The sequence below is a fragment of the Variovorax sp. OK212 genome, from assembly GCF_900112425.1.
Classification (GTDB): Bacteria; Pseudomonadota; Gammaproteobacteria; order Burkholderiales; family Burkholderiaceae_C; genus Variovorax.
The window spans coordinates 68,937-94,798 of sequence record NZ_FOLP01000011.1 but is presented as its reverse complement, the minus strand read 5'-3'; the positions used below and the strand labels follow the sequence as shown (position 1 = coordinate 94,798).

Here is a 25,862-nt window from a genome sequence, read left to right as displayed (position 1 = left end):
CGCATGCCGAGCCTGACCGGGACATGAACTGGGCGCATCGGGCATCTTGGCATCCTGTTCAGGCCCGCTCGGAAAACAGCGCCACGATCACCTGCCGCAGCCACCGGTTGCCCGGATCGGCCTCGAAACGCTTGCTCCAGTGCAGCGACACGGTGAAGTCGCGCAGCGGAAACGGCGGCTCCACGATGGCGTAGCCGCCCTCCGCCGCGAAGCCGCGCGCGATGTTGCGCGGCATCACCACCGCCAGGTCGGTGGCGCGCACGATGGCCGGCAGCACCATGAAGTGCTCGGTCGTCAGGCGCAGCCGGTCTTCCAGGTTCAGCAGCTGCAGGATGCGCAGCGTGTCGGCATGGGTGCGCACGGCCACGTAGTCGAGCTCCTGCAGCGCCTCCAGCAGGGCCTGCCCGTTGCGCCGGCGCTTCACGAAGGGGTGGCCCTGGCGCAGCAGCACGATGTAGCGGTCCCTCAGCAGCTGGGCGCTCTGGGTGTCCTTCACGCGGGGCAGGAAGCCGAAGGCGAAGTCGACCTTGCCGCTGTCCAGCGCGGTGGCGATGTCGCCCGGCGCCAGCGGCCGGGTCTCCACCCGCACGCCCGGCGCCAGCTCGCGCAGCCGCGCCATCAGCGCCGGCAGGAAGCGCCCCTCGCCGATGTCGCTCATGTGGATGCGAAAGGTCTTGCGCGACACCAGCGGCTCGAAGCGGTCGGACTCGTGCAGCGCCTCCTCCAGCGTGCTCAGCGCCGCCTGCACCGCCACCGCCAGCCGGTCGGCGCGCGGCGTGGGGGCCACGCCGCCGGGGGCGCGCGTGAAGAGCGCGTCCGCCAGCAGCAGCCGCAGGCGGCCCAGCCCGTGGCTGGCCGCGGGCTGCGTGAGGCCCAGCGATTCGGCGGCGCGGCTCACGTTGCGCTCGCGGTAGACGGCGTCGAACAGGCGCAGCAGGTTGAGGTCGAGTGTTTCCATATGCATGCCATTCATATTGCTTAGCTCGATTATTTTATTGAGCGCCGCGGCAGCGCCACGCACACTGGCGGGCGTTCGCCGGCCGGCCCTGCCGATGCCGCGACCCGAGCCCCACGACAAGAAGGAGACAAGACATGGCCATGATTCGTGCACTTCGTCGTTTCCGCGCGCCATTCAGCGCACCGTTCAGCGCGCGCGCAGCGCTCGCCACCCTCCTCTGCGCGGCCGTCACCGCCTGGGCCCAGCAGCCCCCGGCCGAGGAGCCCGGCTGGGCCAAGGGCCGCCCCAAGAACGAAGCCGCCACGCGCATGGCGCCGGTGCCCTCGTTCCCGATTCCCACCGCGGCCGACCAGCTGCCCACCGCCAGGTTCAAGCTGCCGCCGGGCTTCAAGGTCGAGACCTGGGCCTCGGGCGTGCTCGACGCGCGCGAGCTGCGCCAGGGTGCCAAGGGCACGGTGTTCGTGAGCACGCTGTTCGTGGGCAACAAGGTCTACGCGATTGCCGAGAAGGGCGACCGCAAGCCGAAGACGGTCATCGACAAGACCGAGTTCGCCACCGGCATCGAGTTCCACAAGGGCGCGCTGTACCTGGCGACCCACAAGCAGATCGTTCGCTACGACGGCATCGAGGACAAGCTCGACAACCCCGGCACGCCCGTGGTGCTCAACGACAAGCTGCCCGGCGGCCAGGACCACAGCTGGCGCTACCTGCGCATGCACGGCGATAAGCTGTACTACGCCGTGGGCGCGCCCTGCAACCTGTGCGAACCCGACGACGCGCATGCGCGCATCTTCCGCATGAACCCCGACGGCAGCGGCATCGAGACGGTGGCGCGCGGCGTGCGCAACACGGTGGGCTTCGACTTCGACCCCAAGACCGGCCAGCTCTGGTTCACCGACAACGGCCGCGACTGGCTCAGCGAAGACCTGCCGAACGACGAGCTGAACGTGGTCACCGCGCCCAACCAGCACTTCGGCTTTCCGTACTGCCACCAGGGCAACATCGCCGACTCCGAATTCGGCTGGGGCAAGAGCTGCAGCGACTACGTGAAGCCCGCCGCCCTGCTCGGCCCGCACGCCGCCGCGCTGGGGCTCAACTTCTACAAGGGCACCATGTTCCCGGCCAAGTACCGCGGCGCGATGTTCATCGCACGCCACGGCCCATGGAACCGCACCGTCAAGTACGCCGACATCGCGGTGGCCTGGCCCGACGGCAAGGGCGGCGCCAAGGTCGAGCCGTTCATGACGGGCTTTGTCGAGAACAACACCTACCTCGGGCGGCCCGTGGACTTTCTCGTGCTCAAGGACGGCTCGATGCTCGTGAGCGACGACCACGCCGGCGCGATCTACCGCATCAGCTACGGCGGCCGATGAAGGGCGCGCGTTTGCTGATCGTTCGGTGCGCGCTGGCGGCGGGGGTCGTGGCGACAGCGTGTACGGCCGGTGCCCAGGGCACGAAGGCCCCGGCAGGGGCCGAGGGCACGAAGGCCCCGGCAGGGGCCAAGGGCGGTGTCTACGCGCAACGCTACGCCGAGCTCTGCGCGTCCTGCCACGGCGCCAACGGCCGCGGCGACATGGCGGGCACGCCGGTGCTCGCGGGCCAGCATTCGTTCTATGCGATCACGCAGCTGTTCCTGTTCCGCGAAGGCCGGCGTGACAACCCGGCGATGTCGGCCGTTGCGAAGGGCATGAAGGACGAGGACCTGCGCGGCTTCTCCGACTTCATCGGCACCCTGGCGCCGGTACCCGCGCCGGCGCCCGCCGCGGCACCGGATGCCGCGCGCATGGCACGCGGCCAGGCGCTCGCGCAGGAGAACCGCTGCGTGCTCTGCCACGGCGCCGACATGAGCGGCGGCCAGCAGGTGCCGCGCATCGCACAGCAGCATGAGGACTACCTGCAGCTCGCGCTGCAGGGTTTCCGCACGGGCAAGCGGCCGGGCTACACGCAGGCGATGAGCGAGGCGGTGAGCCGCATCCCGGCGGAAGACCTCGACACCCTCGCGTACTACGTGGCGCGTTTTTCCGGCACCGCCGCAAAGGCCGCCCCCAGATAAACGCCAGGCAGGCGCCCGCTGCGCGGGAGCGGCAAGCGCCGCCCCCCCAGTCCGCCCCTCGGCGACACCCATCAACCAGACATCGGAGCCGAATCTCTTGGAAGTTTCATTCAGCAAGGAAGTGGAAATGCTGCGCCTCGGCGCCGGCGACACCTTCCACGGCGAGGGCATCCTCGCGATCACCAAGGGCCTGCTGCAGTCGGGCGTGGCCTACGTTGGCGGCTACCAGGGCGCGCCGGTGTCGCACCTGCTCGACGTGATGGTCCAGGGCAAGGCCTACATGGACGAGCTGGGCGTGCACGTGGAGGCCTGCTCCAACGAGGCCTCGGCCGCGGCCATGCTCGGCGCGTCCATTCACTACCCGCTGCGCGGCGCGGTGACGTGGAAGTCGATAGTCGGCACCAACGTGGCGGCCGACGCGCTGTCCAACCTTTCTTCGCCGGGCGTCACGGGCGGCGTGCTGGTGGTGGTGGGCGAGGACTACGGCGAAGGCGCCAGCGTGATCCAGGAGCGCACGCACGCCTATGCGCTGAAGTCGAGCATGTGCCTGCTCGACCCCCGGCCCGACCTGGGCGTGATGGTGCGCATGGTGGAAGAAGGCTTTCGCCTGTCGGAAAGCTCGAACATGCCCTGCCTGATGGAGCTGCGCATCCGCACCTGCCACGTGCGCGGCAGCTTCGAATGCAAGGACAACGTGGCGCCTGCCGTGTCGACGCGCGCGCTCATGGCCGAGCCGGCGGGCTTCGACTACATGCGCCTCGCGCATCCGCCCGTCACCTTCCGCCACGAGAAGCTCAAGGGCGAGGAACGCATTCCGGCGGCGCGGCGCTACATCGTCGAGCACGGGCTCAACGAGCTGATGCAGGGCCAGCGGCATGCCGACCTGGGCATCGTGGTGCAGGGCGGCCTGTACAACGCGCTGGTGCGCAGCCTGCAGCAGCACGGCCTGGCCGATGCCTTCGGCGAGACGGACATTCCGATCCTGGTGCTCAACGTGACCTGCCCGCTGGTGCCCGACCAGATCGCCGGCTTCTGCCTGGACAAGCGCGCGGTGCTGGTGGTGGAAGAAGGCCAGCCCGAGTACATCGAGCAGGACATGGCCACGCTGCTGCGCCGCCGCGACATCCAGACCCCGCTGCACGGCAAGGACATGCTGCCCTTGGCGGGCGAGTACGGCGTGGAGGTGCTGTCGGGCGGCATCGCGGCCTTTGCCGCGAAGTACCTCGCGGTGAGCGACGCCGCTTCTTCGGCGCAGGCCTGGCTGGCCGGCAACCGCGAGCGCCGCGAGGCGGTGGCGCGCCAGCTGAGCGCGCCGCTGCCCAACCGGCCGCCGAGCTTCTGCATCGGCTGCCCCGAGCGGCCGGTGTTCTCCGCGCTCAAGCTCGCGCAGCAGGAAACCGGGCCGGTGCACATCGCGGCCGACATCGGCTGCCACGCCTTCGGCACCTTCGAGCCGTTCTCGATGGGCCACTCGATCCTGGGCTACGGCATGAGCCTCGCGAGCCGCGCGGGCGTGGCGCCCATGATGAACCGGCGCACGCTGTCGATCATGGGCGACGGCGGCTTCTGGCACAACGGCCTGCTCACCGGCGTGCAGAGCGCGCTGTTCAACGACGACGACGCGGTGCTGCTGATCTTCAAGAACGGCTACACCTCGGCCACCGGCACGCAGGACATCATCTCCACGCCCGACGACGAGATCAAGGAGCGCGCCGTCGACAAGCAGCAGAGCCTGGTCGACAAGAACCAGACCATCGAGGCCACGCTGAAGGGCCTGGGCGTGCAATGGATGCGCACCGTGACCACCTACGACGTGGAGCGCATGCGCAAGACGCTGACCGAGGCGCTCACCAGCGACTTCAACGGCCTGAAGGTGGTGATCGCCGAAGGCGAGTGCCAGCTGGAACGCCAGCGCCGCATCAAGCCCTGGCTCGCCGGCCTGCTGAAGAAGGGCGAGCGCGTGGTGCGCGTGAAGTACGGCGTGGACGAAGACGTGTGCAACGGCGACCACGCCTGCATTCGCCTGTCTGGCTGCCCCACGCTCACCTTGAAGGACAACCCCGATCCGCTGAAGGTGGACCCGGTGGCCACCGTGATCGACGGCTGCGTGGGCTGCGGCCTGTGCGGCGCCAACGCGCATGCGGCCACGCTGTGCCCCAGCTTCTACCGCGCCGAGGTGGTGCAGAACCCGAAGTGGCACGAGCGGCTGCTGCACGGGCTGCGCGGCGCGGTGGTGCGTGCACTGCAACCCGCATGAAGAACAGCACGAGCGGAAAGAACGACAACACCATGGAACAGAACCGCCCCACCACCCTGCTCGTCTGCGCCCTTGGCGGCGAAGGCGGCGGTGTGCTGACCGAATGGCTGGTCGACATCGCGCGCCATGCCGGCTACGCGGCGCAGAGCACGTCGATTCCCGGCGTTGCGCAGCGCACCGGCGCCACCACCTACTACCTGGAAGTGTTCCCGGTGCCGCTCGCGCAGCTCGGTGCGCGCCGGCCGGTGTTCAGCCTGAGCCCGGTGCCGGGCGCGCTCGACGCGATCGTGTCGTCGGAGCTGCTGGAGACCACGCGCCAGATCGGCAACGGCATGAGCGCGCCGCTGCGCACGCTGGTCATCAGCTCGTCGGCGCGCATCTTCACCACGGCCGAACGCATGGAGCCCGGCGACGGACGCACCGACTCGCAGCGCCTGCTCGACGTGGTGAAGGCCTTCAGCCGCGAACACCACGTGTTCGACATGAACGCCATTGCGCGCGACAGCGGCACGGTGGTCAGCGCGGTGATGCTGGGCGCCATCGCGGGCAGCGGGCTGTTCCCGTTTCCGCGCGAAGCCTATGAACATGTGGTGCGCGGCGGCGACACCCGCGCGCCCGAGAAGCTGAGCAAGATGGCCGCGGCCAGCCTGCGCGGCTTTGCGGCCGCCTTCGATGCCGTGAGCGCACCGCGCGCGCAGGCCGCCTTCGTCAGCAGTGTGCTGGCAAGCGAAGGCCACGATGCGCCGCCGGCCAGCGCCCTGCCCGCCGAGCTGGCGCGGCGCTTTCCGCCCGCGGTGCACGACATGCTCACGCTCGGCCATGCGCGCGTGCTCGACTACCAGGACGCCGGCTATGCCGCGCTGTACGCCCAGCGGCTGGGCCGCGTGCTCGACGCCGAGCGCACCGCCGACCCGGCCGGTGCACAGGGTTTCGCCGTCACCCGCGAGGCCGCGCGCTGGCTCGCGCTGTGGATGGCCTTCGACGACATCGTGCGCGTGGCCGCGCTCAAGGGCCGCGCGAGCCGAGCGCAGCGCGTGCGGCAGGAAGTGCGCGCCGGCGACGAAGACATCGTGAAGGTCTACGACCACTTCAAGCCCGGCGCCGCCGAGTTTGCCGCGTTGCTGCCGCCCTCGCTCGCACGCCGCGTGACGGCATGGGACCGCGGCCGGCAGGCGCGCGGCCGCGCGCCCTGGGCCCTGCCGCTGAAGGTGGGCAGCCACTCGGTGGCCGGCATGGCCTCGCTGCGGCTGCTGGCGTCGCTGCGCTGGCTGCGCCGGCGCGGCAGCCGCTTCGCCGAGGAGCAGGCGCTGATCGAACGCTGGCTCGCGGCGGTGGAAGCCGGCACGCGCGAGGCGTGGGCGCTGGGGCATGAAGTGGCGCTGTGCGGCCGGCTCATCAAGGGCTACGGCAGCACCAACGAACGCGGCAAGGAGAACCTGCTGCACGTGACCGACCACCTCGCAACGCAGGCCGGTGTGCCGCCGGCCGAACGCGCGCAGGCCGGTGTGCCGCCGGCCGAACGCGCGCAGGCCGTGGCCGCCGCGCGCACGGCGGCGCTGGCCGACGACGCCGGCCGCGCGCTCGACGCCACGCTGCTCGCGCACGGCGCACCGGCACGCCCCGTCAAGGCCCAGCCCATCCGCTGGATGAAGCGCAAGCCCACCGGCGGCGCCTGACACGGAAGCGCCGCGATGACCCTGCTGCTCAACGTCGAGGACCACCGCCGCCGCGCCCGGCGCGTATTGCCGCGCCTGGTGTTCGACTATGTGGACGGCGGCGCGGAAGACGAGCGCTGCATGCGGCGCAACCGCGACGCGCTGGAGGCCCTGCCGCTGGTTCCGGAGTGCCTGCGCGACACCCGCACGGTGGACATCGGCATCGAGCTCTTCGGACGCCGCTGGCACGCACCCTTCGCCATCGCGCCCATTGGGCTCGCGGGCCTGGTGCGTCCGCGCGCCGATGCCTTGCTGGCCGGCGCCGCGCAAGCCGCGGGCGTGCCGTTCATCCTCTCGACCGCATCGAACACGCGCCTCGAAGACGTGCGCGCCGCCGCGCCCGATGCGCTGCTGTGGATGCAGCTCTACGTGATGGGCGAACGCGCCATTGCAGAGCGCATCGTGCGCCGCGCGCGCGCCGCCCGCTTCGAAGCGCTGGTGCTCACGGTCGACGTGCCCGTCAGCGGTTTGCGCGAGCGCGACCTGCGGCACGGTTTTCGTGTGCCGATGCGGCTCACGCCCGGCACACTGCTCGACATGGCGCGCCACCCCGCGTGGCTGCTGCGGCTGGCGCGCGGTGGCATGCCGCAATTCGCGAACCTGCTGCCCGACGACGACGGCGCGCCCGTTTCGGCGCAGACACAGGCCGCCCTGCTGTCACGCGCCATGGACCGCTCGCTCACCTGGGACAGCCTGGGCTGGCTGCGCAAGCTCTGGGACGGGCCGTTGCTCGTCAAGGGCCTGCTCGGTGCGCAAGACGCGAAGCGCGCCGTGCGGTATGGCGCCGACGCCATCGTGGTGTCGAACCACGGCGGCCGCCAGCTCGACGCGGCACCGGCCAGCATCGCGGCGCTGCCCGCCATGGTCGAGGCGGTGGACGGCCGCATCCCGGTGCTGGTCGACGGCGGCATGCGGCGCGGCAGCGACGTGGTGAAGGCGCTGGCGCTAGGCGCGCGCGCCGCGCTGGTCGGCCGCGCGCCCATCTACGGCCTGGCGTCCGGCGGCGAACAAGGCGCGCTGTCGGTGCTGCAGCTGCTGGCGCAGGAAACCGAACGCACGATGACCTTGCTGGGCGCCACGCACACGCGCGAACTCGGCCCGCGCCATGTCGATCGGCCCGAAATCCGTTCGCCCACCGAACAAGAACATGCCGCGGCACAGCTCAAGGAAAACACGCACGGGAAACCCTCCATTTACCCCGTGCACGCGACTGCCTAGATTGCGCAACCAGTTCAAAAGACATAACGAAGGAGACCATGAAAACCACCCGCCACCCTCACCCGACCGTGCTGGCCCTTGCGCTTGCAGCAGCCGGCGCCGCGCTCACGCTCGGCACCTCCGCCGTGCAGGCGCAGGACAAACCCGTGCAGCTCAAGCTCTCGAGCTGGGTGCCCGCGCAGCATCCGCTGAACCCCGCGCTGCAGGCGTGGGCCGACGACATCAAGAAGGAATCGGGCGGCACCCTCACCGCCATCCTGTTTCCGTCGGAGCAGCTCGGCAAGGCCTTCGACCACTACGACATGGCGCGCGACGGCATCGCCGACTTCTCGTACGTGAACCCCGGCTACCAGCCGGGCCGCTTCCCGGTGATGGCGGGCGCGTCGCTGCCCTTCCTGTTCGCCAACGGCAAGGAAGGCTCCGCCGCCATCGACGCCTGGTACCGCAACTACGCGGCCAAGGAAATGAAGGACGTGAAGTACTGCTTCGCGTTCGTGCACGACCCCGGCACCTTCCACGCGCGCAAGAAGATCACCGTGCCCGGCGACATCAAGGGCATGAAGGTGCGCCCGGCCACCAGCACCGTGGGCCAGCTCATCACCTCGCTGGGCGGCACCAACGTGCAGGCCTCCGCGCCCGAGTCGCGCGACATGCTGGAGCGCGGCGTGGCCGACGCCATCACCTTCCCGTGGGGCTCCATCGGCCTGTTCGGCATCGACAAGGTGGTGAAGTACCACATGGACGCGCCGCTGTACGTCACGCCCTTCGTGTGGGTGATGAACAAGGGCAAGTACGACGCCATGTCCGTCGCGCAGAAGAAGGTCATCGACGACCACTGCACCAGCGAATGGGCGCAGAAGGTGGCCGGGCCGTGGGCCGACTTCGAGTTCGCGGGCCACGCCAAGATGGCCGCGCTGCCGGGCCACGAAATCTACAAGCTCACGCCGGAGCAGCTCGATGCGTGGCGCAAGGCCGCCGCGCCGTCGGAGGCGCAATGGGCCGAGAGCGTGAAGAAGGTCGGCGAAGACCCGAAGGCCGTGATGGATGCGCTGAAGGCCAGCCTCGCCAAATACAAGTCGGCACTTTGACGCTTCACGCCCCGCCGAGTGCGGGGCTTTTTGCAGGAAAGACCGAAACACAAGAAAGACAGGAAAGACGGAGACACATGGCCAGCCGATCTGCCAGCTACATGGACCGCGCGATCAACACCATCGAATGGCTCGCCGCCATCTTCGTGGGCATCGTCGCGCTCAACATCTTCGTGGCCGTGGTGCTGCGCAAGTTCTTCGACACCTCGATCCCCGACGCGTACGACTTCGGCCGCATGCTGCTGGGCATCCTGATCTTCTGGGGCATTGCGGCCACCAGCTACCGGGGCGGCCACATCACGGTCGACCTGGTGTGGACCGCGGCGAGCCCGCGCATGAAGCGCGTGATCGACGTGTTCGCCACGCTGGTGCTGCTGTTCGTGGTGGCAGTGCAGACCGCCATGCTGTTCGACAAGGTGCGCGGCACCTACGTCGACAACGTGCAGACCTACGACCTGAACATTCCGACCTGGCCTTTCTATGCGGTGGCTTGGGCCGGCGACGTGTGCGCCGTGCTGCTGATCGCCATTCGCACCTACCGGTTGATCTTTCACCCCGAACAACTCGAAGAAGTTCACGCAGAACAGAAGGCCGACGAATGAGCCCCGATGCAGTTGCAGTGCTGGGCTTCGTCGCCCTGTTTGTCCTGATGCTGTTGCGCGTGCCGGTCGGCATGGCGATGGGCCTGGTGGGCGTGGTCGGCTACAGCTACCTCGTGGGGCCCGGGCCCGCATTGAAGCTGGTGGGCCAGACCTCGATGCGCACCGTGACCGACTACACCTTCGGCGTGATCCCGATGTTCATGCTGATGGGCGCGCTGGTGTCGGTGTCGGGTGTGAGCCGCGAGCTCTTCAAGGCCGCGAACTCGATGATCGGCCACCTGCGCGGCGGGCTCGGCGTGGCCACCGTGGTCGCGTGCGGCGGCTTCGCGGCCATCTGCGGTTCGTCGGTGGCCACGGCCGCCACGTTCTCGGCCGTGGCGTACCCCGAGATGCGGCGCTTCAACTACCCGCAGTCGTTCTCCACCGGCGTGATTGCCGCGGGCGGCACGCTGGGCGCGATCTTGCCGCCCTCGACCGTGCTGGCCGTGTACGCCATCCTCACGCAGCAGGACATCGGCAAGCTCTTCATGGCGGGCATCGTGCCCGGCATCCTGGCGATGGCCATGTACGTGCTGACCATTGCCATCATCGTCAAGCTGCGGCCCGACTGGCTGCCCGGCGGCGAGGTCAAGCCGTGGTCGGAACGCTTCAAGGATTTGAAGAACGTGTGGGCGCCGCTGGTGCTGTTCGTGTTCGTCATCGGCGGGCTCTACGGCGGCTTCTTCACGCCGACCGAAGCGGGCGGCGTGGGCGCGAGCGGCGCGTTCATCCTCGGCCTCGTGCGGCGCAAGCTCGACGGCCCGAAGATCCGCGAGGCGCTGCTGTCGGCCACGCGCACCGCGGCGGCCGTGTTCACCGTGCTGATCGGCGCGCTGCTGTTCGGCTACTTCCTCACCATCACGCAGAGCCCGCAGAAGCTCACCGAGTTCCTCACCGGCCTGGGCATCGGCCGCTACGGCGTGCTCGCGCTCATCATGCTCATGTACCTGGTGCTGGGTTGCCTGATGGACGCGATGGCCATGATCATCCTGACCGTGCCCATCATCTACCCGGTGATCGTGCACCTGGGCTTCGACCCCATCTGGTTCGGCGTGATCATCGTCATGACCGTGGAGCTGGGGCTGATCCATCCACCGGTGGGCATGAACGTGTTCGTCATCAAGAGCGTGGTGAAGGACGTGAGCTTCACCACCATCTTCAAGGGCGTGCTGCCGTTCATCGTGACCGACATCGTGCGGCTGGTGATCCTGATCGCGTTCCCTGTCATTGCCTTGTGGCTGCCGACGAGAATGGGCTGATGAGCAACACCACCGCCATCAAGGAAGTCGTCTACACCGCCCGCGTCGAATTCGGCGACTGCGACCCCGCCGGCATCGTCTGGTTTCCCAACTTCTTCCGCTGGATCGATGCGGCCTCGCGGCATTTCTTCGCCGAGTGCGGCGTGCCGCGCTGGGAGGAAACCACCGAGACGCTCGGCGTGATCGGCACGCCACTGGTCGACACGCACACGCGCTTCGTGAAGGCGGCGAGTTATGGGGACACGCTGCAGATTGCAGTGCGGATCACCGAGTGGCGCGAGAAGAGCTTCGTGCAGACGTACCGCGTGACGCGCGGGGACGATCTGATCCTCGAGTGCGAGGAGGTGCGGATCTTCGGGGCGAAGCGCGAAGGGGGTGGTATTCGCGCGGTGCAGATTCCGCCGTCGATCCGGGCGCTCTGCGAGTAGGCCTTCAGCGTGCTTCGGCCTGCAGCTTCGCAAGCAGGCCGTCGACGCCGTGGTCGATCAGGTCGAAGACCTCGATGAAGTCCTGCTGGCCGCCGTACCACGGGTCGGGCACGTCGCCCTCGATGCCGTCGGCAAATTCGGTGAAGAGGTGGATCGTGTCTTGCGTTCCTGCGGGCGCGAGCCTGCGCAACGCGGCGCAGTGCTGGGCGGTCATGCCGATGATCAGGTCGAAGCGCGCGAAGTCGGAGCTGCGAACCTGCCGCGCGGCATGGGCATGCATCTCGATGCCTCGGCGTTTGGCCTCGGCCACGGAGCGCCGGTCGGGTGGGTTGCCGCGCTCCTCATCGGAGATGGCGGCGCTGTCGACTTCGACGTCGAAGCCTGCGGCGCGGGCCTTGTGCATGAGGAGGGTGTGGGCTGTGGGGGAGCGGCAGATGTTGCCTGTGCAAACGAACAGGATCGCTGTCTTTTTCATGCGGAAAAACGAAAATATCAATAGTCTTGACCAGTCCGAAGAAGCTGCAGATGCAGCAGCGGTATCTTCACGTCAACGAGATCCATCGCTTGAGCCCTCATTCCTTTCGCATCCTCGGGGCCCGCGTCGGAGACGACATAATCGTTCGCGTTTTCGCAACCAGAGAGTGATCTGAAAGATGAGAGTAGCAAGATGCATCGCGCTTATCGCGCTTGCAGGTTTAGCTGGCACGGCAATGGCGCAGGAGCAGTTCCAGATCTTCGGACTCCCGCTCGGAGCAAAGATACCTTATGCCATCAAGTCATGCGCCAGGAATGCCAAGGCTTCCAGCGTCGCGTGCTGGCTCGTTCAGCCATCCGTAGACCAGAACAAGAAGCAAAGCGGACGCGTCATGCTTCCGGACGACAAGTCGCCCGCATGGGTTGGGCTCGGCGAATCCAAGCTCACGATCGACTCGAGGGGAATCCTGGAAAGCGTCACGGTCGGAAGGCTGCCCATGAGCCAGGAGTCATTGATCAGTTCATCGATCGAACGTCGATTTGGTGGACCAAGCGATTCCGGCCGCTACCCGAACGGCAATTTCACCCAATGGGCCAAAGCAGAGGTGGTGATCCAACTGATCTGCCCAACGAAACTGGCAATCTGCGACATCGAATTTCTTGCAGGCGCCGAGTTCAGGCGCCGCGAGGCCGAGAAGGAAGCGAAAGCGGTTCAACGCTTGCTCAAGCCTCAATCGCCTTGATCCGACATGGCGCTCCATTCACACAGGAGCAGACCCAGCCGCCCCGCGAGGCCTCATGCCAGTTTCGACAGGTCTACGACCTCCTGCGGAGATTTCAGCTGCGCCAGCAACCCAGGCAAGCGCTGGTAGCGATCACTGACGGAAGCGTCGCCGAAGAAGATCTCGCGTGCCGAGCTCGGCAAGTCTGCCAGGGCCGTATCTCGCTCCGCCCCTGTGGGCAGCTCTCTGTCCCCCAGCCTTGCCGCCAGGATGTTGAAGGACATCTTGAGAAAGTCCTTCTTGTCGTCCTCCATCGCCTGTTGCTTCGTGATGGTCGGCGCATCTATTCCCAGACCTTCTAGAGAAGGGTCCAGTGGCAGGGTCAACGAGAGCTGGTCACCGAAAATCTTTGCTCCGCCGAAATCGGCGATCAAGGCCTGATCGCTCTTCAGCAGCATGTTCTTCATGTTCAGGTCGCCGTGCGCCACGCTCTTCGCATGCATGAAGTCGACACCCTCCTTGAGAGAGGCGATCCACCCGGCCTTGACGTTGATCCCCTTCGAAAGCTCTTCCGCCTTGTCGATCTTGGTATCGCATCTTTCGATGACGAGCGTGTGCGAAGTCTCGTCATAGTCCAGCGACGCGACGATCGAAGCATGTGGCGCAAGCAGGGACAGCGCCCGGTATTCAGTGCCCGCGGCAGCGAACCCACTGTCCTTGGCGACCTTGATGCAGACATCGCCATCGCGCGCGTCCTTGCCAAGGAAGACCTTGCCGTCGGCCCCTGACGCGATAAGACCGTGAGCGTCGTAGACGTAGGAGTTCCCACCGGCCACGACTGTCGTGCGCGGCAATGGCGAACCCTGCACATCGCTCAGCGTCTGCTGTGCAAGCGCCTGGGTCCCGATCTGGGAAGAGACTGTAGACATTCTTTGTACCCCTCGAAGCCACGCCAACATCGACGCAATCGTGAGTAACGACAGCAACGCCACGGTTCCATCAGTGGGTTCTGGCCATCCGATTTCAGTGCCTTCGGCAAACCGTGCGACAGGCGCGACAAGACCTTTCGGCCTGCTCTGGAACCGCACCCCAAGGGTTGACCGCACGCATGCCGCAGTGCAACAATTGGCAATCTTCATTTCGGAGCCCCGTGCGTGGACAGTGCCAGTTGGATCAGTGACAAGACGCGTGCCTCGGCAGGCGTGACACACCCGGCTCTCTAGCGCAGGCTCCCTCGCGCTGTGTTGCCGTCGTGCACGCAGCGTGACCCTCTTGCCCTTCGCGGCGAGCGGTTCTCCCCTTCCGATTCCCGTCGTTCTCGTTGCTGACTTTTTCAGTCAGCTTGGCGTGTTCGCGCGCGAGGCCCTTCAACGCGAAGGAGCCTTGTCATGCGTCACTTTCATCTTCGTCGTCAGCCTCACGAACCGCAGCGCGTTCGCCCCTCGGCGCACGTGCCGAGCGGCGCTTCCACCGCGAACGCGCTGGAACCGGTCGTGGATGCCGCGCTGGACCAGGCCGCCGCGCTCTGGACCACGCGCCGCATCCGCAGCTTCCTGGTGCTCCAGCCGGCCAGCGCGCCGCGCCGCTGAGCCGCCCGCCCGCTCGGCCTCCCTTCAACCTGCAAGCAACCCAGGAGCACACCATGGACCCAGCCTCTTGTTGGCGCCTTAGCGCGCCCCCTTCGCTTCGATCGATTGCAGCAACACCGCGGCCCGCCGCCGCGCTTCGCAAAGGGTTGACCCTGGCCTGTTGAGGCCCGCGGTTCTCCCTGGGCGGGCGGCGGCCGCCCCGAAGGAGAACCCCATGAAAAACGTCCTGAAGTCTTTCTTCGAAAGCTTCCTGCGCAGCCGCCACATGCTGCATCACTTCGAGCGCTGGCAATCGCTGCTGGGCTCGAAACCCGTCGCCGCCGGCTCGCTCAGCATGCCGCCCGACATCGCCAAGGCACTGAGCACCGCCTCGCGCACCGATGCCGGCGAGATGCTCGTCAAGCTCGACAGCTCGCCGCGCGGCCTGAGCGAAGGCCACGCCCAGGTGCTGCGCAAGCGCCTCGGCAGCAACGAGGTGCGCCACGAGCAACCGCTGCCCTGGTGGCAGCACCTGTGGCAGTGCTACCGCAATCCGTTCAACCTGCTGCTGACGGTGCTGGCGCTGGTCTCGTACATCACCGAGGACATGAAGGCCACGCTCGTCATCGGCAGCATGGTGGTGCTGTCGACGGTGCTGCGCTTCCTGCAGGAGTCGCGCTCCAACAAGGCGGCCGACCGGCTCAAGGCGATGGTGAGCAACACCTCCACGGTGCTGCGCCCCGCGCCCGGACAGAAGGCCGGCGCCGCGAGCGACGAAGGCTTCGACACCGCGCACACCGGCACGGTGCGCGTCGAGGTGCCGATGCGCGACCTGGTGCCCGGCGACGTGATCGCGCTGTCGGCCGGCGACATGATCCCGGCCGACGGCCGGCTGCTCACGGCCAAGGACCTGTTCATCAGCCAGTCGGCGCTGACGGGCGAGGCGATGCCGGTAGAGAAGTTCGTGGTGGACCGCGGCGCGCACGACGCCGGCGTGCTCGAGCGCGAGAACCTGCTCTTCATGGGCACCAACGTGATCAGCGGCACGGCCACCGCGCTCATCGTGCACACGGGCGACCGCACCTTCTTCGGCGCCCTCGCGCAGCGCGTGACGGCCACCGACCGCGGCACCAGCGCGTTCCAGGCGGGCATCAACCGCGTGAGCTGGGTGCTGATCCGCTTCATGCTGGTGATGGCGCCGCTGGTGCTGGTGATCAACGGCGTGGCCAAGGGCGACTGGTGGGAGGCGGCGCTGTTCGCGCTGTCGATCGCGGTGGGCCTCACGCCCGAGATGCTGCCGATGATCGTGACGGCCACGCTGGCCAAGGGCGCGGTGGTGATGTCGCGCCAGAAGGTGATTGTCAAGCGGCTCGAGGCCATTCACAACTTCGGCGCGATGGACGTGCTGTGCACCGACAAGACCGGCACGCTGACGCAGGACCGCATCGTGCTCGAGCGCCACACCAACGCGTGGGGCGAAGACTCCGACCACGTGCTGCAGTTCGCCTACCTCAACAGCTTCCACCAGACGGGGCTGAAGAACCTGCTCGACAAGGCGGTGCTGAGCCACGCCGAGATGCAGCTCGAGACGCGCCTGCAGACGGCCTACCGCAAGATCGACGAAGTGCCTTTCGACTTCTCGCGCCGCCGCATGTCGGTGGTGGTGGCCAACGGCGGCAGCGAGCACCTGCTGATCTGCAAGGGCGCGCTGGAAGAGATCCTGTCGGTGTGCACGTCGGTCGAGCGCGGCGCGGAGGTGCTGGCGCTCGACGCCGAGGTGATGGCGCGCATCCATCGCGTGGCGTCGGAGCTCAATGCGCTGGGCCTGCGCGTGGTGGCCGTGGCCAGCCGCGCGCTGAAGACCGAGGCGCAGAAGCCGGCCTACGGCGTGGCCGACGAATCGGGCCTCACGCTGCTGGGGTACGTGGCCTTCCTCGATCCGCCGAAGGAATCGACCGCGCCCGCGCTGCGCGCGCTGGCCGAGCACGGCGTGGCGGTGAAGGTGCTGACGGGCGACAACGAGCTGGTCACGCGCAAGGTGTGCGCCGACGTGGGCCTGGCGGTGGGGCGCATCGTGCTCGGCCGGGAGATCGAGGACATGATCGACGCCGACCTGCGGCTGGTGGTCGAGGCGCACCAGGTGTTCGCCAAGCTCACGCCCGCGCACAAGGAGCGCATCGTGCACGCGCTGCACGCCAACGGCCACGTGGTCGGGTTCATGGGCGACGGCATCAACGACGCGCCCGCGCTGCGCGCCGCGGACATCGGCATCTCGGTGGACGGCGCGGTGGACGTGGCCAAGGAGTCGGCCGACATCATCCTGCTGGAGAAGAGCCTGATGGTGCTGGAGCAAGGCGTGATCCAGGGGCGCCGCACCTTCGCGAACATGCTCAAGTACATCAAGCTCACGGCGAGCTCGAACTTCGGCAACGTGTTCTCGGTGCTGGTGGCCAGCGCGTTTCTTCCGTTCCTGCCGATGCTGCCGCTGCACCTGCTGGTGCAGAACCTGCTGTACGACGTGTCGCAGATCGCGATTCCGTTCGACAACGTGGACGAGGAATTCCTGAAGAGCCCGCAGCGCTGGAATCCGGCCGACCTGGGGCGCTTCATGGTGTTCTTCGGGCCGCTGAGCTCGGTGTTCGACATCCTCACGTTCACGGTGATGTGGTACGTGTTCGCGGCCAATTCGGTGGACCACCAGACGCTGTTCCAGTCGGGCTGGTTCGTCGAAGGGCTGCTGTCGCAGACGCTGATCGTGCACCTGATCCGCACGCGCAAGATTCCGTTCCTGCAAAGCCGCGCGGCGTGGCCGCTGCTGATCATGGGTGGGGCGATCGCGGCCGTGGGCATCTGGCTGCCGATGGGGCCGCTGGCGCACTACTTCAAGCTGCAGGCGTTGCCGCTCGCGTACTTCCCGTGGCTGGTCGCGATGCTGGTCGGCTACGCGCTGCTGACGCAGGCGGTGAAGGGGTGGTACGCGCGGCGGTACGGGTGGCAGTGACGCGCCCGCCCCGATCGCCCCTAATATGCGTCGACCGCCATTGCGAGCCCCTTCGACACGCACATGACATTTCAGACCCGCAAACTGCTCGTGCTGGACCTTGACGAGACGCTGATCCACGCGACCGAAAGCACGCTCGCGCACGACGAGGACTTCCGCGTCGGGCCTTACCGCGTTCACCTGCGACCGCACCTTGCCGGCTTCGTGAGCACCGTGCTTGCGCAGTTCAGGGTCGGCGTCTGGACCGCGTCGGGCGAGAGCTATGCGGCGCAGGTCGTCGAACGCATCTTTCCGGCCGGCGCGCTGGAGTTCGTCTGGTCGAGCGGGCGCTGCACCACGACGCGGGACTGGACGACGGGCGAGTACCAGAGCGTCAAGAACCTGCAGAAACTGAAGTCCAGGGGCTATGCGCTCGAATCGATCATTGCGGTCGACGACACGCCGGCCAAGTACGCCAGGAGCTACGGCAACCTGGTGACGGTGCGCGAGTTCGTGGGCGACAGGAGCGATGCGGAGTTGCCTCTGCTGGCGGCGTACCTGGCGCACCTGGCGGGCGTGCCGAACGTCAGGCGCGTCGAGAAGCGCAACTGGCGCGAGCACATGCAGAGCCAGGCCGGCACGCCGCCGCCGGCCGATCGAACATCGGCATGAAGACATAACGACAAGAGGGAACCATCGATGCAAGCCATCCAGAACATCAACCTGCTCTCGCTGGTCGACACCTTCATCAGCGTGGCGGCCGCCTTCATCCTCGGTTCGCTGATCGGCCTGGAGCGCCAGGTTCGGCAACGCACCGCCGGCCTGCGCACGAACACATTGGTGGCGGTGGGTGCCGCGGTGTTCGTCGACATGGCCAACCGGCTCGACGGCAGCGGCGGCGCGGTGCGCGTGGTGGCCTACGTGGTGTCGGGCATCGGCTTTTTGGGCGCGGGCGCGATCATGAAGGAAGGCGCCAACGTCACGGGGCTGAACACGGCCGCCACGCTGTGGGGGTCGGCCGCGGTGGGCGCCTGCGCGGGCGCGGACCTGCTGGGGGAAGCGGTGATTGCGGCGCTGTTCGTGCTGGCCAGCAACACGCTGCTGCGGCCCGTGGTGAACCGCATCAACCGCCAGCCGATCAGCGAGGAAGCGAGTGAAGCGACGTACGTGGTGCGCGTGATCTGCTCACGCGCGGCGCGGCCCGAGGTGATGGACCAGCTGCTGCTGTTGCTCGAAGCCGCGAACTACCCGGTGCGCGATGTCGACCAGCACCCGTTCGGGCCGGCCGACACCGAGATCGGTGCGACGCTGTACGCGACAGCGGTCGAGCCCGCGGAGCTCGACCGTGTCATTGAAGACCTCGAATCGCTCGACGGCGTGCAGCAAGCCTTCTGGAATGCCACCGCCGAGGAATGAGCGATGAGTGAGCCGGCTTAAACGCCCAGGATCGAAACCGCCTTGGTGTTCAGGTAAGCCTCGAGTGCCTCGGGGCCGCCTTCCGAACCGTAGCCCGAATCCTTCACGCCGCCGAAAGGCATTTCCGGCGACGGCGTGGCGGGCTGGTTGATCCAGAGCATGCCCAGCTCGAGCTTCTGGCTCAGCAGGTGCGCGTTCTTGATCGACTTGGTGAAGGCATACCCGGCCAGGCCGAACGGCAGGCGGTTGGCTTCGGCGATGGCTTCTTCGAGCTTGTCGAAGCCACGGATGGCGGCGATGGGGCCGAAGGGTTCGTTGTTGAACACGTCGGCGTCCAGCGGCACGTCGGTCAGCACGGTGGGGGCGAAGAAGTTGCCGGTGTCGCCGACACGTTCGCCGCCGGCGGCCACGGTGGCGCCCTTCTTGCGCGCGTCTTCCAGCACATGGGCCATGGCCGTCAGGCGGCGGGCGTTGGCCAGCGGGCCGATGGTCGTGCCTTCGGCCAGGCCGTCGCCGAGCTTCAGGCCTTCGGTGTACTTCACCAGCGTGCGGGCGAATTCTTCGCGCAGGCTGTTGTGCACCAGGAAGCGGGTCGGCGAGATGCAGACCTGTCCGGCATTGCGGAACTTGGCCGCACCGGCGGCCTTCACGGCCAGCGCGACGTCGGCGTCTTCGGCCACGATCACCGGGGCGTGACCGCCCAGTTCCATCGTGACGCGCTTCATGTGCGAGCCGGCCAGCGCGGCCAGCTGCTTGCCCACCGGGGTCGAGCCGGTGAAGGTGACCTTGCGGATGATCGGATGGGCGATCAGGTAGTTCGAGATTTCGGCGGGGTTGCCGAACACCAGGCCCACGGTGCCGGGCGGAATGCCGGCGTCGACGAAAGCCTGCAGCAGCGCGGCGGGCGATGCCGGGGTTTCTTCGGGTGCCTTCACCAGGAACGAGCAGCCGGTGGCCAGTGCCGCGCCGAGCTTGCGCACGATCTGGTTGATGGGGAAGTTCCACGGCGTGAACGCGGCGACGGGGCCCAGCGGCTCCTTCAGCACGAGCTGCTGCGCGGCCAGGTTGCGCGAGGGCACGATGCGGCCGTAGACACGGCGGCCTTCGTCGGCGAACCACTCGATGATGTCAGCGGCGGCCAGGGTTTCGCCCTTGGCTTCGGCCAGCGGCTTGCCTTGCTCCTGCGTCAGCAGCTTCGCGATGTCGCCGGCGCGTTCGCGGATCAGGCCGGCGGCGCGGCGCATGACGGCGGCGCGTTCGTTGGCGGGGGTGTTGCGCCAGGTGTCGAAGCCGCGTTGGGCGGCGGCCAGGGCACGGTCGAGGTCGGCGATGCTGGCATGCGCCACCTTGCCGATGGCCTTGCCGGTGGCGGGGTTCACGACGTCCAGCGTCTTGCCGCCGGTGGCGTCGACCCATTCGTTGTCGATCAGCAGGCGGGTGTCGGTGTAGGTGGCGGTCATGGCGAACTTTTTCCTTCGAGGACTGGGGATGAAAAGGGGAAATCTGGGTGTACGGCGCGGCACCCGGGGGTGCGCTGGCGACAACGGCAACAACAGCGGCCTTGAGGCCGCCGGGGGCATAGATTAACCCGAGTTCGCAAACCCCGTCCGCCGCCGGTTACGGGCAGGGTCACGGCACGGCCAGCGGAGCGGCACGGGCGGGTCATGCGCGCCGAACATAATCCCCGCCAAACCAACACCAACAGAGGACCGAGGGAAATCCATGCACGCAGCGCTCAGCAACAACCTGTTCTTCGTGAAAGAACACGCAGGCATCTTCAAGGCCGCCAACAACTACGACATCTTCGAGCCGCATTCGCAGCAGAAGATCCTGGAATGCCGCGAGCCCAACCTCGGCTTCTTCAGCAAGCTGCTGCGCTTCACCGACTACAAGCGCTTCACGCCGTTCGACGTGGTGGTGTCGACGCCCGAGGGGCAGAAGGTGCTGTCGGTGCGCCGCGGCGTGTCCATCTTCCTGTCGAAGGTCGAGGTGCTCGACGGCAACGACCAGGTCGTCGGCTACTTCAAGCAGAAGCTCTTCTCGATCGGCGGCAAGTTCGACGTGCTCGACGCGCAGGAGCGCATGGCCTGCACGCTCAAGGGCAAGTGGACCAGCTGGGACTTCCGCTTCGTGCAGGGCAGCAGCGAACTCGCCGCCGTGTCCAAGAAATGGGCCGGGCTGGGCAAGGAGCTGTTCACCACCGCCGACAACTACATGCTGTCGATCGACCCGGGCGTGCCGGCCGACGATGCCCGCCGCCTGCTGATCGTGGCGGCGGTGATGTGCATCGACATGGTCCTCAAGGAGTGACGGTCCGGCGGCCATGAGCCGCCCCCGTCCCCACCGGAGCGGGCCGGGCCCTACAGCACCAGCAGCGCGCGGAAGTCGTTGACGTTGGTGTTCGTGGGCCCCGTCACGAACAGGTCGCCGATGGGGTCGAAGTAGCCGTAGGCGTCGTTGCGGTCGAGGTGGTCCGACAGCTTGCGCCCGGCGGCCGCGGCGCGCGCCAGCGTGTCGGGCGTGACGAAGGCGCCCGCGTTGTCTTCCACGCCGTCGATGCCGTCGGTGTCCGCCGCCAGCGCCCACACCTGCGGCTGGCCCATGAGCGCACCCGCCAGCCCCATGCAGAACTCGCCGGCACGCCCGCCGCGGCCCTTGGCCTGGCCGGGCTGGCGCGGGCGGATGGTCACCGTCGTCTCGCCGCCCGAAAGAATGACGCACGGCCGCGCGAAGGGCTGGCCGCGGTGCGCCACGGCGCGCGCCAGCGCGGCATGCACCTTGCCGACCTCGCGCGATTCGCCTTCCATCTCGTCGCTCAGGATGTGCACCTCGATGCCCGCCTCGCGCGCCGCCTGGGCGGCCGCTTCGAGCGACTGCTGGGGCGTGGCGATCATGTGCGTCTCGTGGCCCTTGAAGACGGCGTCGTCCGGCTTGGGCGTCTCGAGCGCGCCGCTTTCGAGCTGCGCGCGCACCGGCGCGGGCACCTCGATGCCGTAGCGGTCGAGGATGGCGAGCGCGTCGGCGCAGGTGGTGGCGTCGGGCACGGTCGGGCCGCTGGCAATGACGGCCGGGTCGTCGCCGGGCACGTCGCTGATCGTCAGCGTGACCACACGGGCCGGGGCGCAGGCGGCAGCCAGGCGGCCGCCCTTGATGCGCGACAGGTGCTTGCGCACGCAGTTCATCTCGCCGATGCCCGCGCCGCTTTCGAGCAGCTGCTTGTTGATGCGCTGCTTGTCGGCCAGCGTCAGCCCGTCGGCGGGCAGCACCAGCAGCGAGGAGCCGCCGCCCGAGATCAGGCACAGCACCAGGTCGTCGGCCGTGAGGCCTTGCGTGAGCGCCAGGATGCGCTCGGCGGCCTGCTGGCCGGCCGCGTCGGGCACGGGGTGTGCGGCCTCGACGAGCTCGATGCGCTGCGCCAGGCCCTCGGGGCGCGGCGGAATGTGGTCGTAGCGGGTGACGACGAGGCCCGAGAGCGGCGCATCCGCCGGCCACAGGGCTTCGAGGGCCTGCACCATCGAGCCGCCGGCCTTGCCGGCGCCCAGCACCACCGTGCGCCCCTTGGGCGGCTTCGGCAGGTGGGCGCCGAGGGTGGACAGCGGCAGTGCGCGGTCCACCGCCACGCGGTAGAGATGTTCGAGGAAGGCGCGCGGTGCTTCGCGCGGATCGGGGGTGGGGCCGAAGGCGGGGGTCGGTGCGGTCATGGCTGCTTTGTCTCCAGTCCTGCGATTGTGCTGCGGGCCGTAGGCCCGCCAATCGCCAATCCGTGGTGGCCTGTACGGCCTGTACGGCCTGTATGGCGGTCTTCTTGCGGTCTGTCCCTGTGCGCTAGTTGGTCTTGGCGCCAGCCTGGAACCAGCGGCTGATCAGCGCCCGCTCTTCGTCGGTGATGCCTGTCGCGTTGTTCATCGGCATGATCTTCGTGACCACCACCTGCTGGTAGATCGCCTGCGCATGCGCGGCCACCTGCTCGGGCGAGTCGACGCGCACGTTCTTCATCTGCACGGCCGCGCCGTGGCACATGAAGCAGCGCTGCTCCAGCACCTTCTGCACGTCGGCGAAAGGCACGGCCGGCGCGGCGACAGCAGCCACCGCCGGTGCGGCGGCCGGCTCGGGCTTCATCCAGACGATGGTCAGGCCCAGCACCACGATGCCGACCAGCGCGTAGGGCAGCGGGTTGCCCGCATTGCCCAGCTTGAAGCGGTGGCGCACCACGAAGAACTGCCGAATGGCCGCGCCGCCCAGCATGATCAGCAGCAGCACGATCCAGTTGTACTTGTGCGTGTACGTGAAGCTGTAGTGGTTGCTCAGCATCGCGAACAGCACCGGCAGCGTGAAGTAGGTGTTGTGCACGCTGCGCTGCTTGCCGCGCTGGCCGTGCACCGGGTCGACCGGGCGGCCTTCGCGCAGGGCCTGCACGTTCTTGCGCTGGCCGGGAATGATCCAGAAGAACACGTTGCCGCTCATGGTCGTGGCCATCATGGCGCCCACCAGCAGGAAGGCCGCGCGGCCCGCGAACCATTGGCAGGCCAGCCAGGTCGCGAAGACGATGAACAGCGCAATCAGCACGCCGACGATGGTGTCGCCGTTCTTGCGGCGCCCGAAGATCTGGCAGATGCCGTCGTAGACCATCCAGAACACGACGAAGAAGGCCAGCGCCACGGCAATGGCGGCGCCGGGCTGCCAGTCCATCTTCGACTTGTCGATGAGGTACGTGCTCGCGTTCCACAGGTACGACATGGTGAACAGCGAGAACCCGGTGATCCAGGTGCTGTAGCTCTCCCAGTACGACCAGTGCAGGTGGTCCGGCAGCTTCTTGGGCGCCAGCGCGTACTTCTGCATGTTGTAGAAGCCGCCGCCGTGCACGGCCCATTGCTCGCCGCCCACGCCCTTGTCGAGCGACTCGGGGTCCTGCGGCTTCTCGAGGCTGTTGTCCAGCATCACGAAGTAGAAGGAGGCGCCGATCCATGCGATGGCGGTGATGACGTGGACCCAGCGCAGCAGCAGGTTCGCCCAGTCGAGGTAGTAGCTTTCCATGTGCTTCTCTCTCAACCCTGTTGGCGCGTGAGAGCGCCAAGGAGGGGTTTCAGCCTGCTCACCACCGCGGGCACTGTAAGCAGAGAAAGTGCCGCGAACGCAGGCTCCATGAAATGGGCCTCGCTCCGCTGCGGCTTGTTGTGGACTGAAAGTGTATACAGTTTTGGCAAGGGACGGGATGGTTTTTTGAGGCGATGCCGCCGGGAAAACCCTGTTCAGCCCAGCGATTGCAACAACTGTGCCGCCACCGCCACAGCGATCACCTCGGGCTCCTTGCCGGTGATGCCGGGCACGCCGATCGGGCAGGTGACGCGGGCCAGCTCGCCAGCCGTGAAACCGCGCGCCTCGAGCCGGTGGCTGAAGGTGGCCCACTTGGTCTTGCTGCCGATCAGGCCGATGTACGGCAGGTCGTCGCGCTCGCGCAGGCGCTTCAGGCAGGCGATGACGATGTCGAGGTCTTCGGCATGGCTGAAGCTCATGATGAGCACGCGGCTGCCCGGCGCCAGCGCGGCCACGGCGTCCTGCACGGGCTCGGAATGCTCGGTGTCGATCTGCGCGGGCAGCGCGTCGGGGAAGACGCCGTCGCGGCTGTCGATCCAGCGCACCGCGAACGGCAGCGCGGCCAGCAGGCGCGCCAGCGCGGCGCCCACGTGGCCGCCGCCGAACAGCGCCACGGGCTTGAGCTGCGCGACAAGTTCGCGCTGCAGCGCCGTTGCATCGGCCGACGTGATGCGCTGGTAAGACAGGTACATCACCCCGCCGCAGCATTGCCCCAGGCTCGGGCCCAGCGGATAGCGCTGGATGCCGTCGAACGGTGCGCGCGCGCCGGCCAGCAGATCGCGCGCTTCCTTGGTGGCCTGGAACTCGAGCTGCCCGCCGCCGATGGTGGCCGTGAGGCCGTCGGCCCACACCGCCATCCACGTGCCGGCCTCGCGCGGGGCCGAGCCCTGCGTGGACGCCACGCGCACCAGCACGCCGTCTTCATGGCGAAGACGCGCCAGCAATTGGTCGACCGCGCCGCTCATCGTTGTCGATACCTTCGGTTGCCCGGCCCGCGAAGACTCACGGTATAAACCCGGCGATGAATCGCCAGCTTACGCCCCGCCGCTTCGCCCGCCTTGGATTGGCGGCTTCCGTTCTTTCCGCCCTGTGGCTCGCCGGCTGCGGCAGCACCGGCCCGGGGGCTGTTCCCGGCCAGTTGAGCAGCGCGTCCGCGCCGGGCGCCGGCGCATCCGGCCGCGTGCCGCGCGCCTCGAGCGCCGCCACGCCGCGCGAGTACCGCCGCGACGCGGCACGCCACATCTACGACATCAACCGCTCGCGCATCTACGGCGGGCAACTGCCGCCGATCCTGTACGCGGTCGGCACGCTGCAGGTGAACCTGGACGCGGGCGGCAAGGTGGTCTCGCTGCACTGGCTGCGCGCGCCGCAGCATGCGCCCGAGGTCATCGCCGAGATCGAGCGCGCCGTGCTGCAGGCCGCGCCCTTCCCCGCCGCCACCCGCCTGGGCGCGGTCACGTGGACCGACACCTGGCTGTGGGACAAGAGCGGGCGCTTCCAGCTCGACACGCTGACCGAAGGTCAGCAGCAGGGCGACTGACACATCAGGAGCCGCGGTAGGTGGAGTAGCTCCACGGGCTCACGAGCAGGGGCACGTGGTAGTGCTGGTCGGTGTGCGCCACGCCGAAGTCCAGCGACACCTTGTTCAGGAAGTTCGGCTGCGGCAGCTCCACGCCGCGGGCCTTGAAATAGCTCGCCACGTCGAACACCAGGCGGTAGGTGCCGGCCTTCAGCGAGTGGTTGTCGTACAGCGGCCCGTCGCTGCGGCCGTCCGAATTCAGCGTGAAGCGCTTCACCAGCGTCGCGGCGTCGCCGTCGGTGGTGTACAGCGCCACCTCCATGCCCGCGGCCGGGCCGCCATGCATCGTGTCCAGTACGTGTGTGCTCAGGCCCATGGGGGGCTCCTTGAAAAGTCCGAAAGTCGGATGGGGAGGTGCGGGATATTCCGGTGGACAAAAGTGTATACAGTTCACGCCTTTGAGTCTATCATG

24 protein-coding genes are annotated in these 25,862 nt (G+C 67.9%); 16 read left to right on the top strand and 8 right to left on the bottom strand.

The window, feature by feature from the left end; all coding sequences use genetic code 11:
* Positions 1 to 58: 58 nt before the first annotated feature.
* On the bottom strand, positions 59 to 964 hold the full coding sequence (locus tag BM004_RS26615; protein ID WP_256220058.1) for a LysR family transcriptional regulator: 906 nt from the start codon (positions 962 to 964) through the stop codon (positions 59 to 61).
* A gap of 128 nt (positions 965 to 1,092) precedes the next feature.
* Between BM004_RS26615 and BM004_RS26610 the strand changes: the two genes are divergently transcribed.
* The 9 genes from BM004_RS26610 to BM004_RS26570 all read left to right on the top strand — a co-directional run bounded on the left by BM004_RS26610 (position 1,093) and on the right by BM004_RS26570 (position 11,617).
* The gene (locus BM004_RS26610) at positions 1,093 to 2,331 is read left to right on the top strand and encodes a PQQ-dependent sugar dehydrogenase (RefSeq protein ID WP_256220057.1); all 1,239 of its coding nucleotides are present in this window, start codon (positions 1,093 to 1,095) and stop codon (positions 2,329 to 2,331) included.
* Positions 2,332 to 2,378: 47 nt separating this feature from the next.
* Complete coding sequence (locus tag BM004_RS26605) at positions 2,379 to 3,011, top strand: c-type cytochrome (protein WP_177206615.1); 633 nt, start codon at positions 2,379 to 2,381, stop codon at positions 3,009 to 3,011.
* 97 nt (positions 3,012 to 3,108) lie between these two features.
* Complete coding sequence (locus BM004_RS26600) at positions 3,109 to 5,268, top strand: thiamine pyrophosphate-dependent enzyme (RefSeq protein ID WP_093218059.1); 2,160 nt, start codon at positions 3,109 to 3,111, stop codon at positions 5,266 to 5,268.
* Positions 5,269 to 5,300: 32 nt separating this feature from the next.
* Positions 5,301 to 6,944 carry an indolepyruvate oxidoreductase subunit beta family protein gene (locus BM004_RS26595; RefSeq protein ID WP_093218189.1) on the top strand — a complete coding sequence of 548 codons (1,644 nt, stop codon included), beginning with the start codon at positions 5,301 to 5,303 and terminating at the stop codon, positions 6,942 to 6,944.
* A 15-nt stretch (positions 6,945 to 6,959) separates the two neighbouring features.
* Positions 6,960 to 8,201 carry an alpha-hydroxy acid oxidase gene (locus BM004_RS26590; RefSeq protein ID WP_093218057.1) on the top strand — a complete coding sequence of 414 codons (1,242 nt, stop codon included), beginning with the start codon at positions 6,960 to 6,962 and terminating at the stop codon, positions 8,199 to 8,201.
* A 38-nt stretch (positions 8,202 to 8,239) separates the two neighbouring features.
* Positions 8,240 to 9,289 (top strand): TRAP transporter substrate-binding protein, encoded by a 1,050-nt coding sequence (locus BM004_RS26585; RefSeq protein WP_093218055.1) that lies wholly within the window; start codon positions 8,240 to 8,242, stop codon positions 9,287 to 9,289.
* A gap of 77 nt (positions 9,290 to 9,366) precedes the next feature.
* Complete coding sequence (locus BM004_RS26580; protein ID WP_256220056.1) at positions 9,367 to 9,891, top strand: TRAP transporter small permease; 525 nt, start codon at positions 9,367 to 9,369, stop codon at positions 9,889 to 9,891.
* Positions 9,888 to 11,189 (top strand): TRAP transporter large permease, encoded by a 1,302-nt coding sequence (locus BM004_RS26575; RefSeq protein WP_093218053.1) that lies wholly within the window; start codon positions 9,888 to 9,890, stop codon positions 11,187 to 11,189. The genes BM004_RS26580 and BM004_RS26575 overlap by 4 nt, the downstream gene beginning before the upstream one ends.
* On the top strand, positions 11,189 to 11,617 hold the full coding sequence (locus tag BM004_RS26570; RefSeq protein WP_093129325.1) for an acyl-CoA thioesterase: 429 nt from the start codon (positions 11,189 to 11,191) through the stop codon (positions 11,615 to 11,617). The genes BM004_RS26575 and BM004_RS26570 overlap by 1 nt, the downstream gene beginning before the upstream one ends.
* A gap of 4 nt (positions 11,618 to 11,621) precedes the next feature.
* Here BM004_RS26570 and BM004_RS26565 read toward each other — a convergent pair whose 3' ends face one another.
* Positions 11,622 to 12,092: a low molecular weight protein-tyrosine-phosphatase gene (locus BM004_RS26565; protein ID WP_093218052.1), complete on the bottom strand. Its 471-nt coding sequence runs from the start codon at positions 12,090 to 12,092 to the stop codon at positions 11,622 to 11,624.
* Between the two features lie 178 nt (positions 12,093 to 12,270).
* Here BM004_RS26565 and BM004_RS26560 point away from each other — a divergent pair, with 178 nt between their 5' ends.
* Complete coding sequence (locus tag BM004_RS26560) at positions 12,271 to 12,834, top strand: hypothetical protein (protein ID WP_177238192.1); 564 nt, start codon at positions 12,271 to 12,273, stop codon at positions 12,832 to 12,834.
* A gap of 53 nt (positions 12,835 to 12,887) precedes the next feature.
* Here the strand turns inward: BM004_RS26560 and BM004_RS26555 are convergent, their stop codons facing one another.
* Positions 12,888 to 13,742 (bottom strand): protein kinase domain-containing protein, encoded by an 855-nt coding sequence (locus tag BM004_RS26555; protein ID WP_177206614.1) that lies wholly within the window; start codon positions 13,740 to 13,742, stop codon positions 12,888 to 12,890.
* Positions 13,743 to 14,201: 459 nt separating this feature from the next.
* Between BM004_RS26555 and BM004_RS26550 the strand changes: the two genes are divergently transcribed.
* From BM004_RS26550 to BM004_RS26535, 4 genes are all read left to right on the top strand, one after another.
* Positions 14,202 to 14,402, top strand: coding sequence for a hypothetical protein (locus BM004_RS26550; RefSeq protein ID WP_093218047.1), 201 nt, complete (start codon positions 14,202 to 14,204; stop codon positions 14,400 to 14,402).
* Between the two features lie 214 nt (positions 14,403 to 14,616).
* Positions 14,617 to 17,382: a magnesium-translocating P-type ATPase gene (gene mgtA, locus BM004_RS26545; protein ID WP_093218045.1), complete on the top strand. Its 2,766-nt coding sequence runs from the start codon at positions 14,617 to 14,619 to the stop codon at positions 17,380 to 17,382.
* A gap of 63 nt (positions 17,383 to 17,445) precedes the next feature.
* Positions 17,446 to 18,033, top strand: coding sequence for an HAD family hydrolase (locus BM004_RS26540; RefSeq protein WP_093218044.1), 588 nt, complete (start codon positions 17,446 to 17,448; stop codon positions 18,031 to 18,033).
* Between the two features lie 27 nt (positions 18,034 to 18,060).
* On the top strand, positions 18,061 to 18,777 hold the full coding sequence (locus BM004_RS26535; protein WP_093129318.1) for an MgtC/SapB family protein: 717 nt from the start codon (positions 18,061 to 18,063) through the stop codon (positions 18,775 to 18,777).
* Positions 18,778 to 18,794: 17 nt separating this feature from the next.
* Here the strand turns inward: BM004_RS26535 and BM004_RS26530 are convergent, their stop codons facing one another.
* Positions 18,795 to 20,237: an NAD-dependent succinate-semialdehyde dehydrogenase gene (locus BM004_RS26530; RefSeq protein ID WP_093129317.1), complete on the bottom strand. Its 1,443-nt coding sequence runs from the start codon at positions 20,235 to 20,237 to the stop codon at positions 18,795 to 18,797.
* A gap of 262 nt (positions 20,238 to 20,499) precedes the next feature.
* Between BM004_RS26530 and BM004_RS26525 the strand changes: the two genes are divergently transcribed.
* Positions 20,500 to 21,087 (top strand): LURP-one-related family protein, encoded by a 588-nt coding sequence (locus BM004_RS26525; RefSeq protein ID WP_093129316.1) that lies wholly within the window; start codon positions 20,500 to 20,502, stop codon positions 21,085 to 21,087.
* 50 nt (positions 21,088 to 21,137) lie between these two features.
* Here BM004_RS26525 and BM004_RS26520 read toward each other — a convergent pair whose 3' ends face one another.
* The 3 genes from BM004_RS26520 to xdhC form a co-directional block, all read right to left on the bottom strand.
* Positions 21,138 to 22,478, bottom strand: coding sequence for a glycerate kinase type-2 family protein (locus BM004_RS26520; RefSeq protein ID WP_093218042.1), 1,341 nt, complete (start codon positions 22,476 to 22,478; stop codon positions 21,138 to 21,140).
* 124 nt (positions 22,479 to 22,602) lie between these two features.
* Positions 22,603 to 23,811, bottom strand: a complete 1,209-nt coding sequence (locus BM004_RS26515) for a urate hydroxylase PuuD (protein WP_093129314.1) — start codon at positions 23,809 to 23,811, stop codon at positions 22,603 to 22,605.
* A 215-nt stretch (positions 23,812 to 24,026) separates the two neighbouring features.
* Entirely contained in the window at positions 24,027 to 24,836 is an 810-nt protein-coding gene (gene xdhC, locus BM004_RS26510; protein WP_093218041.1) for a xanthine dehydrogenase accessory protein XdhC, read from the bottom strand.
* A 56-nt stretch (positions 24,837 to 24,892) separates the two neighbouring features.
* Between xdhC and BM004_RS26505 the strand changes: the two genes are divergently transcribed.
* Positions 24,893 to 25,411, top strand: coding sequence for a hypothetical protein (locus tag BM004_RS26505; RefSeq protein ID WP_093129312.1), 519 nt, complete (start codon positions 24,893 to 24,895; stop codon positions 25,409 to 25,411).
* Positions 25,412 to 25,415: 4 nt separating this feature from the next.
* Here BM004_RS26505 and uraH read toward each other — a convergent pair whose 3' ends face one another.
* Positions 25,416 to 25,766 (bottom strand): hydroxyisourate hydrolase, encoded by a 351-nt coding sequence (uraH, locus tag BM004_RS26500; protein ID WP_093218039.1) that lies wholly within the window; start codon positions 25,764 to 25,766, stop codon positions 25,416 to 25,418.
* Positions 25,767 to 25,862: the final 96 nt, after the last annotated feature.